The sequence below is a fragment of the Methylopila capsulata genome (genome assembly GCF_016907975.1).
In the GTDB taxonomy this organism is placed as follows: Bacteria; Pseudomonadota; Alphaproteobacteria; order Rhizobiales; family Methylopilaceae; genus Methylopila; species Methylopila capsulata.
Map to the genome: position 1 here is coordinate 862,943 of NZ_JAFBCY010000003.1, position 15,600 is coordinate 878,542.

The window sequence follows — 15,600 nt, forward strand, 5'->3', positions numbered from 1 at the left end:
GGAACCCGCAGCTGTATTTCCCCGCGTCGGCGACTATGTTCCCGCCAGCCATTCGAGGAGTTCCAACCGTCCGATGAACGCCCCCTTCAGCCAGGGCGACATGCGCGCCGTGCGCCTGCCCGCCGACCATCCGCCGGTGAAGGTCGGCCGCATCGGCGTGCTGCTCGTGAACCTCGGCACGCCGGACGGCACCGACTACTGGTCGATGCGGCGCTACCTCAAGGAGTTCCTGTCCGACCGCCGCGTGATCGAGACGCCGCGCATCATCTGGTGGCCGCTGCTGAACGGGGTCATCCTCACGACCCGGCCCGGCCGCAAGGGCAAGGACTACGCCTCGATCTGGAACAAGGAGCGCGACGAGAGCCCGTTGCGCACCATCACCCGCTCGCAGGCGGAAAAGCTCGCGGCGAGCCTCGCCGCGTCCGCGCCCCAGCTCACGGTCGACTGGGCCATGCGCTACGGCAACCCCTCGATCCCGTCCCGCATCGAGGCGCTCCAGAAGGAGGGCTGCGACCGCATCCTGCTGGTGCCGCTTTATCCGCAGTACGCCGCGGCGACCTCCGCCACCGTCTGCGACAAGGCCTTCGACGCCCTGAAGGCCATGCGGTGGCAGCCGGTGTTGCGCGTCGCTCCGCCCTGGGCCGACGACCCGGTCTACATCGAGGCGCTCGCCAGCCAGCTGACGAAGGAATTGGCCAAGCTGCCGTTCGAGCCCGAGGTCATCCTCGCCTCGTTCCACGGCGTGCCGAAGTCGTACCTGATGCAGGGCGACCCCTACCACTGCCAGTGCCACAAGACCGCGCGGCTGATGCGCGACGCCCTCGGCCTCGACGAGCAGCGCTTCCGGATCACCTTCCAGTCCCGCTTCGGACCGGCGGAGTGGCTGCAGCCCTACACCGACAAGACGGTGGAGGCGCTCGCCAAGGAGGGCGTGCGCAACCTCGCGGTCTGCATGCCGGGCTTCACCGCCGACTGCCTCGAGACGCTGGAGGAGATCGCGGGCGAGAACGCCGAGATCTTCCATCACAACGGCGGCCAGAACTTCGCGGCCATCCCCTGCCTCAACGACGGCGAGGAGGGCATGCGCGTGATCGAGCACGTCGTGCGCCGCGAACTGATGGGCTGGATCTGAGAAAAACGCCGCCGCGGCGCACAGGCGTCGCCATAATACCGTCTCCCGAAGGACTCAATCGCGCCTTTCTCGCCCGCGTACTCGTTATGGACTCTTGGGGCCGACTCGCCCCGAGGGGTATGGTGACGCTGATTCGTGAGGGGCGCGCGCGGGGCGTATGGCGCGCCTTGCGCGGCGAACGCCGCACCGACGGGGGCTCACCAGATGCACGACCGGCCGCGCCGCGCCGTCGCTCCTATTGTCGTCGCCGCGACGGCGCTCTCCGTTCAGCCGGCCGCGGCCGCGCCGTTCGGAGCGCCTGAGACCGCCGCGCTGTCGCTCTTTCTCGGCGCCCTGTTCGTCGCCGCCCTCACCTCCATCCTGTTCCTGCGCACGCGCCAGCGCCTCGCCGAGGCCCAGAGCGCCGCGGCCGCCGAGATCGCCGAGCTGCGCTCGCGGCTCGACCGCTCCGAAGCGCTGGTCGCGACCGAGCCGCAGGTGATGATCATCTGGCGGGCGGGCGCCGAGACCCCGGAGCTGGTCGGCGATCCGGCGCGCCTGACCGGCATGCCCGCCGGCCGCCGCCTGCTCGCCTTCGGGACCTGGCTCGAACCCGAGGCCGCCCGCGCTCTCGACGCCCGGCTGGACGCGCTCCGCCAGCGCGGAGAGCCGTTCCGCCTGATGCTGCGCACGCCCGAGGGCGGCCACCTGGAGACCGAAGGCCGCCCTGTCGGCGCGGCCGTCGTGCTGCGGCTGCGCGACGTCACGGGCGAGCGCCTCGCCCGCGCCGAGATCGAGGACCGCAACGCCGAGCTCTCCGGCGCCCTGGCGCGCGCCACCGCCCTGCTGGAATCCCTGACGCAGCCGGTCTGGATCCGCGACGCCGACGGCCGGCTGACCTACGCCAACGAGGCCTATGCCCGCGCGGTCGAGGCCAGGACCGGCGCGGACGCGGTCGAGCAGGGCGCCGAGTTCCTGGACCAGCCGCTGCGCGCCGCCGCCGCGCGCGCCAACCAGGCCGGCCAGGTGTTCCGCCGCCGGGCGCCCGCGGTTTTCGCCGGCGCCCGCCGCATCTTCGACGTGGTCGAGGCGCCCTCGCCCTCGGGCTCGGCCGCGATCGCCGTCGACGTCTCCGAGCTCGAGGACGTCCGCGCCGACCTGTCGCGCCAGATGGAGGCCCACCGCCGGACGCTCGACGAGCTCGCGACCGCGGTGGCGATCTTCCGCAAGGACGGCGCGCTCGCCTTCCACAACCAGTCCTACCGCCAGCTCTGGACGCTCGACCCCGCCTTCCTGGACGGCGGCCCGAGCGACGCCACCATCCTCGACCGGCTGCGCGCCGAGCGCCGGCTCCCCGAAGAGGCCGACTTCCGCAAGTGGAAGGCCGAGCTGCATGAGGCCTACCGCGCGATGGAGCCGCGCGAGCATTGGTGGCACCTGCCCGACGGCCGCACGCTGCGCGTGGTCGCGGCGCCGAACCCCGAAGGCGGCGTCACCTACCTCTTCGACGATGTCACCGAGAAGATCGCCCTGGAGAGCCGTTTCAACGCGCTGTCCAAGGTGCAGCGCGAGACGCTCGACCATCTGCAGGAGGCGGTCGCGGTGTTCGCCTCCGACGGCCGGCTCACGCTGCACAACCCGGCCTTCGCCAGCCTGTGGCGGCTGTCCGAGGCGGACCTCGCCAACCGCCCGCACGCCGACGAAATCCTCAAGGCCTGCAGCGCGCGCCACGCCGACGTCGAGCTCTGGCGCCAGCTCAAGATGGCGATGACCGCCATGCCGGACGAGCGCCAGCCGGTGATCGCCCGGATCGACCGCGACCGCGCCGGCATCGTCGACGTCATCACCCTACCGCTGCCCGACGGCGGCACGCTCGCCACCTTCACCGACGTCACCGCCAGCGTGAACGTCGAGCGGGCGCTGCGCGAGCGCGCCGAGGCGCTCGAAGCCGCCGACCGGCTCAAGAACGACTTCGTCAACCACGTGTCCTACGAGCTGCGCTCGCCGCTCACCAACATCATCGGCTTCGGCCAATTGCTGGGCGACGCCCGGCTGGGCGCGCTTTCGCCCAAGCAGCGCGAATACGTCGAGCACATCCTGTCGTCCTCGGCCGCCCTGCTCGCGATCATCAACGACATCCTCGACCTCACCACCATCGACGCCGGCGCCATGGAGCTGGAGCTCGGCCCGGTCGAGGTACGAGAGAGCATCGACGCCGCGGTCGAAGGCGTGCGCGACCGGCTTGCGGAGGCGGGGCTCCGGCTCGAAATCGACGTCTCCCCCTCGGTCGGCTCGTTCGTCGCCGACGGCAAGCGCGTGCGCCAGGTGCTGTTCAACCTGCTCGCAAACGCCATAGGATTCTCCCAGCCCGGCCTGCCGATCCGGCTGTCCGCGCGCCGCGAGGAGGACGCCGTGGTGTTCCAGGTCTCAGATCGAGGTTCCGGGATCCCGCCCGAGATGATCGAGAAGGTCTTCGACCGCTTCGAAAGCCGCACCGCCGGCGCCCGCCACCGCGGGGTCGGCCTCGGCCTGTCGATCGTCCGCTCCTTCGTGGAGCTGCACGGCGGCCGCGTGGCGATCGACAGCGGGCTCGGCCGCGGCACCATCGTCACCTGCCGCTTCCCCGCAGGCCAGATCGCGGCCGCCGCGGAATGAAGGGCCCCGCCAGCATGATCGGCGCCGCGCGCAAGGCGACGCCGGGCGTCGAGACCTGGGAGCTCGCGCTCGCCGACGAAGCCGCGACCGCGGCGCTCGCCGCCGACGTCGCCCGCATCCTTCGCCCCGGCGATCTGATGACGCTGTCGGGCGACCTCGGCGCCGGCAAGACCACTTTCGCCCGCGCCCTGGTGCGCGCCCGCGCCGGCGACCCCGAGCTCGAGGCCCCGAGCCCGACCTTCACCCTGCTCCAGATCTACGACCTGCCGCGCGGTGCGATCGTCCACGCCGACCTCTATCGCCTCACCGGTCCGGAGGAGTTGGAGGAGCTCGGCTGGGAGGAAGCCGGCGAAGACGCGATCGTGCTGGTGGAATGGCCGGACCGCATCGGCGCGGACCTTCCGCCGGACCGGCTGGACCTCACGCTAGACCTCGGCGCGAGCCCGGAGTCCCGCAAGGCGCGGCTGTCGGGCTACGGCGCCTTCGGCCATCGGCTGGCGCGGCTGCGCGACGGCCGGCGCTTCCTCGACGCCGCCGGATGGGGCGAGGCCGCGCGCGCCCACGTGCAGGGCGACGCCTCGAGCCGGCTCTACGAGCGCCTGACGCTCGGCGACCGCACGGCCATCCTGATGGACGCCCCGCCCCGCGCCCACGGCCCCGCGATCTACGACGGCAAGAGCTACCTCACGCTCGCCCGCCTCGCCGTCGACGTGAAGCCCTTCGTCGCGGTGGCCGACGCCTTGCGCGCCTTCGGCTACGGCGCGCCCGAGATCTACGCGCAGGACCTCGCCAACGGATTCCTGCTGGTGGAGGACCTGGGCTATGAGCCGGTGGCCGCCGGACAAGCGATCGCGAGCCGCTACGAGACCGCCGTGGAGCTTCTGGCCGACCTCCACGGCCGGTCGACGCCGACGGAGCTGCCGGTCGGCCGCGAGCTTTACAGCGTGCCGCCCTACGACCTGCCCGCGATGCTGGTCGAGGTCGACCTGCTGCTCGACTGGTACATGCCGCATGTGGCCGGCGCCGCTCCCGCGCCAGAGGCCCGCGCCGAGTTCCGGGCGCTCTGGGCCGCCGCGCTCGCGCCGATCCTCGACGAGACCCCGACCTGGACGCTGCGCGACTACCACTCGCCGAACCTCACCTGGCGCGACGACCGCGAGGGGCTGCAGCGCCTCGGCGTGCTGGACTTCCAGGACATGGTGTTCGGCCCGCCGGCCTACGACGTCGTCTCGCTGCTGCAGGACGCCCGCGTCGACATGCCGGAAGGGCTCGAGCTCGCGCTCGCCGCCCGCTATCTGGAGCGGCGGCGCCGCGCCGACCCCGGCTTCGACCCCCGCGCCTTCGCCCGCGCCTACGCCACCTTGGGCGCGCAGCGCGCGACCAAGATCCTCGGCGTCTTCGTGCGGCTCGCCAAGCGCGACGGCAAGCCGGGTTACCTCGGCCACATCCCACGGGTGCGGCGCGCGCTCGCCGCCAACCTCGCCCATCCCGACCTCGCCGATCTCGCGGCCTGGTGCGCGGCCAATCTCGACCTGACGGAGACACCGGACCGTTGAGCGCCGCGATCACCGACGCCATGGTGCTGGCCGCTGGCCTCGGCACGCGGATGAAGCCCATCACCGAAACGAAGCCGAAGCCGCTGGTCGAGGTCGGCGGCGCGACGCTGGTCGACCATGTGCTGGACCGGCTGGCAGACGGCGGCGTCGCCCGCGCCGTCGTCAACGTCCACCACCACGCCGACCAGATGGAGCGGCACCTCGCCGCCCGGACGACGCCGGCGATCGTGATTTCCGACGAGCGCGACCGGCTGATGGATTCCGGCGGCGGCGTCGCGCGGGCGCTTCCGCTGCTGACGGGGGACGCCGTCTTCATCGCCAACGCCGACACCTTCTGGATCGACGGCGCGCGCTCCAACGTGGCCCGCATGGCCGAGGCCTGGGACCCGTCGCGGATGGACGCGCTGCTGATGGTGGCGGCGCTCACCGCCAGCGTCGGTTTCGACGGGGCCGGCGACTTCGCCTTCGCCGCCGACGGACGTCTCACCCGACGCGCCGAGAACCAGGTCACCCCCTTCGCCTACGCCGGCCTCGCGGTGATGCCGCGCGCCGCGTTCGAAGCCGCCGGCGACGCGCCGTTCTCGCTCAACCGGCTCTGGAACGACGCCATCGAGCGGGAACGCCTGTTCGGCCTCCGCCTCGACGGCCTGTGGCTGCACGTCGGCACGCCCGAAGCCATCGTCGAGGCCGACCGCGCCATCGCGCTCTCCGCGGTCTGAGCGGAGCGCCGCAACGCTCAGGCGAGAATGGAAGACAGCGCGCGGCCGGCCATGCTACGCCTCCTCGCCCGACCGCCGCACAGGGACGACGCCATGGCCCTCGACGCCGAATCCATCATCGAGCGACGCGCGCTGCGGCGCCGGCTGGCGATCTGGCGCGTCGGCGCGATCGCGCTGGTCGGCCTCGTCATCGTGGTCGGCGCGCTTGCGGCCTTCGGGGGCGGCGCACGGAAGCCCGGCCCGCGCGAGGCGCACATCGCCAAGGTCGAGATCTCGGGCGTCATCATGGACGACGAGAAGCGCCAGAAGCTGCTCAAGGACATCGACAAGAGCGATGCCAAGGGCGTCCTGCTGGTCGTCAACAGCCCCGGCGGCGGCGTGACCGCCTCCGAGGACATCTACCTCGCCGTCCGCAAGATCGCCGAGAAGCGCCCGGTCGTCGCCGTCGTCGAGACGCTCGCGGCCTCGGGCGGCTACATCGCCGCCATCGCCGCCGACCACATCGTCGCCCGCGAGACCTCGATCACCGGCTCGATCGGCGTGCTGGCGCAGTACCCGAACTTCACCGGCCTGCTGGAGAAGCTCGGCGTCCAGGTGGAGTCCGTGAAGTCCTCGCCGCTGAAGGCCGCGCCGAACGGCGTGGAGCCGACCAGCCCGGAGGCGCGCAAGGCGCTGGAGGCGCTGATCCTCGACAGCTACGCTTGGTTCAAGACGCTGGTCTCGGAGCGCCGCAAGCTCGACGGCGCGGGCCTGGCCACCGTCGTCGACGGCCGCGTCTTCACCGGCCGGCAGGCGATCGGCCTGAAGCTCGTGGACGAGATCGGCGGCGAGGACCAGGCCATCGCCTGGCTCGGAACCCAGGGCGTGAACGTCGATCTGCCCGTGCGCGAGTGGAAGCCGAACCAGGGCGGGCTGGCGCGGCTCGGCCTCGCCGGCATGGCGGCCTCGGCCGCTGACGCTCTCGGCTTTCCGGCGCTCGGCGCCGCGCTTCGGACCGGCGGCGACGGCCGCCCGCTGATGCTTGACGGGCTGCTTGCCCTCTGGCAACCTTCCGCCTAAAGGCCTTGTTTTCGAGGCACTTAAGTCGAATGAGAGACCTGAGCGGCTGTCCGGTCGCATCTGGCGGAGGGGATGGCGATGATCAAGTCCGAACTGGTGACCCGCATCGCGGCGGAAAACCCGCACCTCTACCAGCGTGACGTCGAGAACATCGTGAACGCCATCCTCGACGAGATCGTAGACGCCCTCGCCCGCGGCGACCGGGTCGAACTCCGCGGCTTCGGCGCGTTTTCGGTCAAGGCGCGCCCGGCGCGCGTCGGTCGGAACCCGCGCACCGGCGAGCACGTTCCGGTGGACGGCAAAGTGGTGCCGTTCTTCAAGACAGGCAAGGAGATGCGCGTGCGGCTGAACAAGGACGACCCGGCGGCGGCGGAAGCAAGCGCATGACCCTTCGTCGGCTCCTCACCGGCCTGATCGGCGTCCCGCTCTTCCTCGTCCTCGTGCTGTTCGCGGTGGCGAACCGTCAGTCCGTGGTCGTCGGCTTCGACCCGTTTTCGCCCGAAGCGCCCGTGCTCGCCGCACCGGCGCTGCCGCTGTTCGCCGTGATCCTCGCCGCCGTGATGCTGGGCGTCGTGATCGGCGGGTCGGCCTCCTGGTTCCGCCAGGGCAAATGGCGCAAGGAGGCGAAGACCCGTCGCGCCGAGGTCTCGAAGCTCGAAGCCGAGACGGAACGCGCGCACCGCGAAGCCGCCGCCGCCCGCCAGGCCCTCGCGCTGCCGGCGCCCCGCCGCGAAGCCGCGTAAAGCCGCGCGGCGACGCCACGACCGGCGTCGGATCGTTTCCCTCCCCTCGCCTTTCGGCGTCCTGCGGCGCCCACGGCAGTCGACCAGGGACCATCCATGCGCCTGACCGCACCCTCGATCGTGGCGGCGCTCGTCGCGAGCGGCGCGCTGGCGACGCCGGCCTTGGCGGCCTCGGACGAGTTCGGCCTCGATTACCGCGTGGAGCGGCGCGACGCCGGGCGGTTCAGCATCGAAAGCTGCATCGCGGCCGCGCAGACGGCGGCCGACGCCGCCGGTCTCGTCACGACCGTCGACAAGCTCCATCCGGGAGAGCTCGGCGTCCTCGCCGCGGGGCCGCGCGGCGGCGGCGGGTCGCTGATCGTCTACTGCATCGGCGTCGACCGTAAGACCGTCTTCGTCGTGCAGGCGATGGACTACATGCGCCGGGACAGCGCGGCCGCGTCGGCGCTGGCCGACAGCGTCCACGGCGCCCTGATGAAGGCGAGCCGGTAGGCGCTCAGGCCTCTCCGGCCTTTCGCAGCGCCTTCAGCCGGTAGAGCGCCTCGAGCGCGCCCTTGGGCGTCAGCTCATCGGGGTCGATCCCGTCGAGCTCCTCCGCGACGGGATCCGGCCCGGCCTCGGGCTTCGGGCGCGCGGCGGCGAAGAGCGGCAGGTCGTCGATCATGCGCTCCACCGGCGAGGCGCGGTCCGCCGCCTCCAGCTCGTCCAGCACCGCCTTCGCCCGGCGGACCACCATAGGCGGCAGGCCCGCGAGCTTCGCCACCTGGATGCCGTAGGAGCGATCGGCGACGCCAGGCGCGACCTCGTGCAGGAACACGACCTCGCCCTTCCACTCCTTCACCCGCACCGTGGCGTTGCGCAGCCGGCCGAGCCGGCGCGCAAGCGCGGTGAGCTCGTGGAAATGGGTCGCGAACAGCGACCGGCAGCGGTTGACCTCGTGCAGGTGCTCGATCGCGGCCCAGGCGATCGACAGGCCGTCGAAGGTCGCGGTGCCGCGGCCGATTTCGTCGAGGATCACGAGCGAGCGCGGCCCGGCCGTGTTCAGGATGGCGGCGGTCTCGACCATCTCGACCATGAAGGTGGAGCGCCCGCGGGCGAGGTCGTCGGCGGCGCCGACGCGGCTGTAGAGCCGGTCCACCACACCGATGTGCGCAGCCTTCGCGGGCACGTAGGCCCCAGCCTGCGCCAGCACCGCGCAGAGCGCGGCCTGCCGGAGGTAGGTCGACTTGCCGCCCATGTTGGGGCCGGTGACGAGCTGCACGATCCCCGCGTCGAGCTCCGCCTCCGACAGCGTGACGTCGTTCGGCACGAAGGGTTTTCCGCCCCGCTTCAGCGCCCGCTCCACCACGGGATGGCGGGCGCCTTCGAGCCGGAAGTCGAGCGTGTCGTCCACATGCGGGCGCACGTGCCCGCAATCCACCGCGACCTCGGCCAGCGCGGCCGCCACGTCGAGCGCGGCCAGCGCCTCGGCGCAGGCGCGGGAGGCGTCCCAGCTCGCGGTCACCTGCGCCGCCAGCCGGTCGAACTGCGCCAGCTCCAGCCCGAGCGCGGTCTGGCCCGCCTCGCCGATGCGGCGCTCCAGGTCGCCGAGCTCGGTGGTGGTGAAGCGCATGGCGCCCGCCATGGTCTGGCGGTGCACGAAGGTCTCGCCGTGGGGCGGCTTCAGCAGGCGCTCGCCATGGGCTTGCGGCACCTCGATGAAATAGCCCAGCACGTTGTTGTGCTTGATGCGCAGCGTGCGCACGTCGGTCGCGTCGGCGTAGCCCGCCTGCAGCCGCGCGATCACCTTGCGGCTCTCGTCGCGCAAGCCCCGCGCCTCGTCCAGCGCCGGATCGGCGCCCGCGCGGACGAACCCTCCGTCGCGCTTCAGCAGCGGCAGTTCGTCGTCGAGCGTCGCGGCGAGATCGGCGCCGAGCGCGTGGTCCGCGGCCCCGAGGGCTGCCGAAATCGCGCCGAGCTCCTCGGCCGCCGGAACCAGCGGCGCGATCCGCGCGGCGAGCGCGTCCGCCGCCCTGAGCGCGTCGCGGATGGCGGCGAGGTCGCGCGGGCCGCCGCGGCCGAAGGCGATGCGCTGGGCCGCGCGGGCGAGGTCGGGCGCGCCGGCGAGCGCGGAGCGGACGGCGCGGCGGACGGCGGGATCCTCGATGAAGGCGGCCACGGCGTCGTGCCGGCGGCGGATCGCGGCGACGTCGACCAGCGGTCCGGCGAGGCGCGCGCCCAGCAGCCGCGAGCCGCCGGCGGTGACGCAGGCGTCGACCGCGTCGAGCAGGCTGCCCTCGCGCTGGCCTGCGAGCGTCCGCACGATCTCGAGGTTCGCCCGCGTGGCGGCGTCGATCTCCATCGCCGCGCCCCGACCCTCGCGGACGGGCCGCGCCAGCGGCGGGCGGCTGGCGAGCTGGGTGCGCTCGAGATAGGCGACGACGGCCGCTGCGGCCCCAAGCTCGGCCTTCGACAGCGCGCCGAAGGCCTCGGCGGTCGCCACCCCGAAGTGCCCGGCGAGCCTCGCGTCGGCGCGGGCGGCGTCGGTCATGTCGCGGGGGATCGGCGTGACGGCGCCGCGGGTCTCCCCGGTCGCGGTCGCCAGCTCGTCGACCAGCGCCTCGGGCACGAGGATCTCGGCCGGGTCGAGCCGCGCCAGCGCCGCGCCGAGGCTGGCGAGCGCCGCCTCTCCGACCGCGAAGGCGCCGGTCGAGACGTCCACATGGGCGACGCCGAACACGAAGCCGCCAGTCTCCCCGCGGGCGCGGACGACCGCCACCAGCAGGTTCGCGCGCCGGGGCTCCAGCAACGCGTCCTCGGTCAGGGTGCCGGGCGTGACCAGGCGCACCACGTCGCGCCGCACGACCGACTTGCCGCCGCGCTTCTTCGCCTCCTTCGGGTCCTCGGTCTGCTCGCAGACCGCGACGCGGTGGCCGGCGGCGATCAGGCGCTGGAGATAATCGTCGGCGCGCTCCACCGGCACGCCGCACATCGGAATGTCCTCGCCGAGGTGCTTGCCGCGCTTGGTCAGCGTGATGCCGAGAGTCCGGCTCGCAAGTTCGGCGTCCCGGAAGAACAGCTCGTAGAAGTCGCCCATCCGATAGAACAGCAGGCTGTCCGGATTGGCCGACTTGATCTCGACGTACTGCTCCATCATCGGCGTCACGCGCGCCGGGGCGTCTTGGACGTCGGTCATCGGAGGTCGCGGGTTCCGCTGCGGCAAGCCTCCTTCAAACGCGATTCCGCGCGGCGGCGCAAACCTGCGGCCGATCGGAGCTGGGGACGAGCGGGCCTCAGGCCGCCCGGCGGCCGGCGTCGCCGCCGTAGTAGTCGACGTAGCGCGGGTTGATCAGCGCCCGCGGCATCACGATCAGCACGTCGGTGGTGCCGAACTGGCGGTCGATCACCGCGCCGTCCCCGATGAAGGCGCCAAGCCTCAGGTAGCCCTTGATCAGCGGCGGCAGCGCCTTGAGCGCCGCGCGCAGGTCGATCGCCTCCTTCGGCATCAGGTTCATGTCCGTCCGGCGCCCGGGAAGCGCAGACGCACTCCACTCGGCGGGGGCGGCGTGGAAGTGGTGGAGGTAGGACAGCGGCAGCGCGAGCCGCTGCGGGTCGCAACCCTCGAGGCTCGCGCACCCGATCATCACGTCGACGTCGTGGGCCTGCACATAGGCCCAGATGCCCTGCCACAGCAGCTCCACCGTGCGCTTGTCGCGGTAGGCCTTCTCCACGCAGGAGCGGCCGAGCTCCAGGAACGACAGCCCCCGGTGGCGGGCGACGAGATCGTCGATCGCGAACTCGCCCGAGGTGTAGAACCCGAAGGCGCGGTCCGCCGCTTCCTGCCGCAGCAGGCGGTAGGCGCCGACGACGCGCGGCTTCTTCTTGAAGCCCTTCGGCTTGAACGGCGCGGCGGCCTCGCCGAAGGCGCGAGCGAACTCCGCGCCCTTGCCTTCGAGCCCCTTCAGCTCGAACCCCTGCAGGCCGAGCAGCGCCTTGGCGGGCTTCGGCCGCGGGGTGTGGTCGAGCACCAGCAGGTGGTCGCAGACGGCGTCGTAGGCGTCCATGTCGCGGCGCGCGAGCCGGGCCAGCGGGTCGGCGACCGCCGACAGCTCCTTGTAGAACACCTCGTAGCGCAGCCGCTGGGCGCGCTTCACGTCCCGGGGACGTTCGGCGAGCCGGACCTCGAGCTGGCCGATGCGCCCGAGCGGCTTGGGCATGGCGTCGGCTGCGGCCTCAAGCGCGGCGCGGCTCGGCGTCAGGTCGAACGGGAAGCCCTTTCGCTTGGGCAACCCGACCGCGTGATGGGACCGAAAGCGCCCGACGAGCGAGGGAGCGCCGGCGCGGGGAGCACGGACGATGGACATGCAGGCGTGGCCTCTCGCGGACCGGCGTGGTCGCACCACGCCTCGGGACGGGGCGGCCCGTCGGGGCCGGCCTCGGGCCGCATCCGGCCCTTCCCTCACATCACCATAGTCCCCGGACGCGAATGTGACAACGCAAGCGCCGGAACGCTCTCGCGAATTCCGCGACTCACGCCACCCGGGCCGTGACCGCCGCCTGAACCGCGAGCAGGCCTTCGAGCGCGCGGGCGTCGAGCGGTTTGGCGAGCAGATCGTCCATGCCGGCCTCGAGCGCCGCGGCGCGGTCCGCCGTCGAGACGTTCGCCGTAAGCGCCACGACGAGCGCCGGCCGGCGATCGCCGGCGCGCTCGATCTCGCGCAGCCGGCGGGCGCAGGCCAACCCGTCGAGGCCCGGCATCCGGACGTCGACGAGCGCGGCGTCGAACTCGCCGGCGTCGAAGGCCGCGACAGCCGCGAGCCCGTCTCCGACCTGCACGACCGCATGGCCGAGACGGGAGAGATGCGCGACCGCGATCAGCGCGCTGACCGGATCGTCCTCGGCCAGCAGCACCTTCAGCCCACGCGCCCGAGGGAAGCTGACGGCCGGGCGGGTCTCCACCGGACCCTGGCCGCCCAGCGGACGCGGATCGTTGAGCCGGCTCGTCAGCGACGCCGCGCGCACCGGCTTCACCAGGTAGCCGTCGAAGCCGTCGGCCACGAGCGCGGGCAGTTCGCGGCGGTCCAGCGGCGTCAGCAGGGCGAGCGTCTTCTCGGCCCCGCCAAGACGGGCCGCAGCTGCGAGGTCGCTGGCGCGCACCTGGATCGCACGGTCGATCATTACGGTGTCGGCCTTGAAACGGCGAACGCGGGCTGCGAACTCGTCCGCCGGCTCCGGCGCGACGAGCCGGGCCTCCGCGCCCCATTCGGCAAGCTTCTCGACGAGCCAGGGCCCGCCGAACGGCGCGTTGGAGACCACGAGCAGACGGCGGCCGGCGAGGCTCGCCTCGGGCTGCGGCGCAGGAGCCGCGGCGGCCGCCGGCAGCGTGAGCGTGAAGACCGCGCCCTCACCCGGGCGTCCGTCGGCCGTGAGCCGGCCGCCCATGGCGGCGGCGAGCCGCGCGCTGATGGCGAGACCGAGGCCGGCGCCGCCGGCGCCCGGATCAGCGTCCCCGCGCTCGAACTCCTCGAACAGGCGCTCGGCGTCCGAAGGCTCAAATCCGGGGCCGGTGTCGAGCACCGTGAAGCGCAGGCCGTCGCCGGTGGGGTCGACCCGCAGGCCGACGCCGCCTGCGGCGGTGAATTTCACCGCGTTGCCCGCGAGGTTGAGCAAGATCTGCCGCACCCGCGCGGCGTCGCCGACGACCATCGCTGGCGCTTCGGCGGCGATGCGCACGGCGAGGTCGAGCCCCTTGGCCTGGGCGCGCGGCGCCAGCAGCTCCGCCACGCCCTCGACCACCTCGGCCACGTCGAAGGGCGCGGTCTGCAGCGCCACCCGGTCCGATTCGATGCTGGAGAGGTCCAGCATCTCGTCGACCAGCGCGAGCATGGCCTCCGCGGAGGTCTTCACCGCCGTGGCGTAGGTGCGCTGCTCGGCGGCGAGCGGCGTGCCGAGCAGAAGGTCCGCCGCGCCGATGACGCCGGAGAGCGGCGTGCGCATCTCGTGGGTGACGGTGGCGAGGAACCGCGTCTTGGCCTCGGAGACCACGGCGGCGCGCCGCTCGGCGCTCTCGACCGCGCGAACGCCCTCCGCCCGCGCGCGCTCCTCGCGCTCCTGCGCCGCCCAGACCGCGTCGCGCAAAGCTTCGGCCTCGATCGCCGCGGCCGAAAGCCGACGTCGAAGCGTCCAGCTTCCGCCCGCCGCGACCAGCGCGAGAACGCCTGTGACGGCGAACAGCGCTTCGACCTCGAAGCTCATGGCGCACCCTCCCCCCGCTGCGTTCCGACGCAGGCCCGTTGGCATCCTAGGACGGCGGCCTTGCGGAACTCTTGACGGAGGGCCACCTCGCCGGCTTGCCTATGCGTTTTCCCGAAGCCCGTCACCAACAGAGCAGCGATGAGCGTCGCCTTCACCAAAGAGCAGGAGAACGAGGCTACGGCCGCCGACCTGCCGGACCGCCCGATCTCGCCGCACCCCAATCTCGTGACGCCCGAAGGCCTGCGCCTCCTCGACGCGGCGCTTGCGGAGGCGCGCGCCGCCTACGCCGCGGCGCAGGCCACGGGCGACATCCAGCAGGACCGCACGGCGATGGCCCGCGCCACCCGCGACCTGCGCTACTACTCCGCCCGCCGCGCCAGCGCCGAGCTGATCGCTCCTGCGGCCGACCCTGACACCGTGACCTTCGGCGGGGCGGTGACCTTCGACCGCGAGGACGGCCGCCGGCAGACCTTCCGCATCGTCGGCGAGGACGAGGCCGACCCGGCGAAAGGCTCGGTCTCCTATGTCTCCCCGCTCGCCCGCGCGCTCATGGGCAAGACCATCGGCGACGCCGCGACGGTGGCGGGCGGCGAGGTGGAGATCGTCGCGATCGGCTGAGGCCGCCGCCTCACCCGCCCCGCGCCTCACCCGCCCCGCGCCTTGGCGACCAGCTCCACCAGCCGCTTGCGCACGTCGCCGGCCGTCGTCGCAGGCGCGCTGAACGGCAGGTAGGCGGCGCGGCCGTCGAGGGCGATCTCGCAGCCCAGCGGATCGACGCCCTCGAAGCGCCAGTCGCCGTCGGGCAGTTCCAGCAGCTTCGTGGCGTAGAGCCGGGTGGCGTCGGCATGGTCCTCGTTCATGTGCGCGACGATCCCCTCCTCCGCCGCGACCAGCCCTTCGGCGCCGGCGATGTCCGTCCGCAGCTCGACCCAGGACAGGTCGACGATGCGCCCGAAGCCGGCGACGAGGTGCGCGCCGCGGGGCTCCAGCCGGAGCATGTGGAAATCCGAGAACGTGAAATACATCGCCGATTCGGGATGCCGCGCGAGCCAGCGCGTCGTCTGCTGGGTCTTGTCGACCGCGACGCAGGCGCCGAACAGCGTGACGCGCGGATGGGCGAGAGGATCGCCGGCGCCGACGTCGGCGCAGAGCAGGCTGGCGCGGGGATCGCTCGCGAGATTGTGCGCGTGGCGGGCGAGATTGGACACGAGCAGCAGCGGCGCGCCGTCGGGCGCGGTCGCGAGCGCGACCAACGAAACGTAGGGAGCGCCGTCGGGGCCGAGCGTCGCCAGACTGGCGCGCCGGGAGGACCGGAGCAGCGCGCGCGCGACCCCGATCGGGTCGAAACCGGACCCGGCGGTGGGCTCCGGCGCGGCGGAGGCGGCTGTGGTCATCGGCGCTTCGCGCTCCTGTTACGGGAGGCGCCGACCAAGTGGCGCCTTGACAATCAAGGTCAATCGGCGCGTCCGTCACATTTAAGCCACTTGGCGCCGCTTCATGCGGCATGGGCTTTTCGACATATG

13 protein-coding genes are annotated in these 15,600 nt (G+C 72.7%); 9 read left to right on the plus strand and 4 right to left on the minus strand.

Going from position 1 to position 15,600, the window contains the following annotated elements; all coding sequences use genetic code 11:
* Positions 1 to 73 precede the first annotated feature (73 nt).
* The 8 genes from hemH (at position 74) to JOD31_RS15320 (ending at position 8,335) form a co-directional block, all read left to right on the plus strand.
* A complete protein-coding gene (hemH, locus tag JOD31_RS15285) occupies positions 74 to 1,132 on the plus strand; it encodes a ferrochelatase (RefSeq protein WP_204951281.1) in 1,059 nt (352 codons plus the stop codon).
* A 204-nt stretch (positions 1,133 to 1,336) separates the two neighbouring features.
* Entirely contained in the window at positions 1,337 to 3,766 is a 2,430-nt protein-coding gene (locus JOD31_RS15290) for a sensor histidine kinase (RefSeq protein WP_204951282.1), read from the plus strand.
* A 14-nt stretch (positions 3,767 to 3,780) separates the two neighbouring features.
* A complete protein-coding gene (gene tsaE / locus JOD31_RS15295; protein ID WP_204951283.1) occupies positions 3,781 to 5,322 on the plus strand; it encodes a tRNA (adenosine(37)-N6)-threonylcarbamoyltransferase complex ATPase subunit type 1 TsaE in 1,542 nt (513 codons plus the stop codon).
* 20 nt (positions 5,323 to 5,342) lie between these two features.
* Positions 5,343 to 6,041, plus strand: coding sequence for a nucleotidyltransferase family protein (locus JOD31_RS15300; RefSeq protein WP_204951430.1), 699 nt, complete (start codon positions 5,343 to 5,345; stop codon positions 6,039 to 6,041).
* A 93-nt stretch (positions 6,042 to 6,134) separates the two neighbouring features.
* Positions 6,135 to 7,100 carry a signal peptide peptidase SppA gene (gene sppA, locus JOD31_RS15305; protein WP_204951284.1) on the plus strand — a complete coding sequence of 322 codons (966 nt, stop codon included), beginning with the start codon at positions 6,135 to 6,137 and terminating at the stop codon, positions 7,098 to 7,100.
* Positions 7,101 to 7,178: 78 nt separating this feature from the next.
* Positions 7,179 to 7,487 (plus strand): integration host factor subunit beta, encoded by a 309-nt coding sequence (gene ihfB / locus JOD31_RS15310; protein ID WP_204951285.1) that lies wholly within the window; start codon positions 7,179 to 7,181, stop codon positions 7,485 to 7,487.
* Positions 7,484 to 7,843, plus strand: coding sequence for a lipopolysaccharide assembly protein LapA domain-containing protein (locus JOD31_RS15315; protein ID WP_204951286.1), 360 nt, complete (start codon positions 7,484 to 7,486; stop codon positions 7,841 to 7,843). Before ihfB ends, JOD31_RS15315 begins: the two co-directional genes overlap by 4 nt.
* Positions 7,844 to 7,939: 96 nt before the next feature.
* Complete coding sequence (locus tag JOD31_RS15320) at positions 7,940 to 8,335, plus strand: DUF6180 family protein (protein ID WP_204951287.1); 396 nt, start codon at positions 7,940 to 7,942, stop codon at positions 8,333 to 8,335.
* A gap of 4 nt (positions 8,336 to 8,339) precedes the next feature.
* Here JOD31_RS15320 and mutS read toward each other — a convergent pair whose 3' ends face one another.
* The 3 genes from mutS to JOD31_RS15335 all read right to left on the minus strand — a co-directional run bounded on the left by mutS (position 8,340) and on the right by JOD31_RS15335 (position 14,077).
* On the minus strand, positions 8,340 to 11,018 hold the full coding sequence (mutS, locus tag JOD31_RS15325; RefSeq protein ID WP_204951288.1) for a DNA mismatch repair protein MutS: 2,679 nt from the start codon (positions 11,016 to 11,018) through the stop codon (positions 8,340 to 8,342).
* 97 nt (positions 11,019 to 11,115) lie between these two features.
* Positions 11,116 to 12,186: a GNAT family N-acyltransferase gene (locus JOD31_RS15330; RefSeq protein ID WP_204951289.1), complete on the minus strand. Its 1,071-nt coding sequence runs from the start codon at positions 12,184 to 12,186 to the stop codon at positions 11,116 to 11,118.
* 166 nt (positions 12,187 to 12,352) lie between these two features.
* Positions 12,353 to 14,077 (minus strand): ATP-binding protein, encoded by a 1,725-nt coding sequence (locus JOD31_RS15335; RefSeq protein WP_204951290.1) that lies wholly within the window; start codon positions 14,075 to 14,077, stop codon positions 12,353 to 12,355.
* Between the two features lie 138 nt (positions 14,078 to 14,215).
* On the opposite strand from JOD31_RS15335, the gene greA reads away from it, so the two are divergent.
* On the plus strand, positions 14,216 to 14,695 hold the full coding sequence (greA, locus tag JOD31_RS15340; protein ID WP_204951291.1) for a transcription elongation factor GreA: 480 nt from the start codon (positions 14,216 to 14,218) through the stop codon (positions 14,693 to 14,695).
* Between the two features lie 26 nt (positions 14,696 to 14,721).
* Here the strand turns inward: greA and JOD31_RS15345 are convergent, their stop codons facing one another.
* Positions 14,722 to 15,471 carry a HugZ family pyridoxamine 5'-phosphate oxidase gene (locus JOD31_RS15345; RefSeq protein WP_204951292.1) on the minus strand — a complete coding sequence of 250 codons (750 nt, stop codon included), beginning with the start codon at positions 15,469 to 15,471 and terminating at the stop codon, positions 14,722 to 14,724.
* Between the last annotated feature and the right edge of the window lie 129 nt (positions 15,472 to 15,600).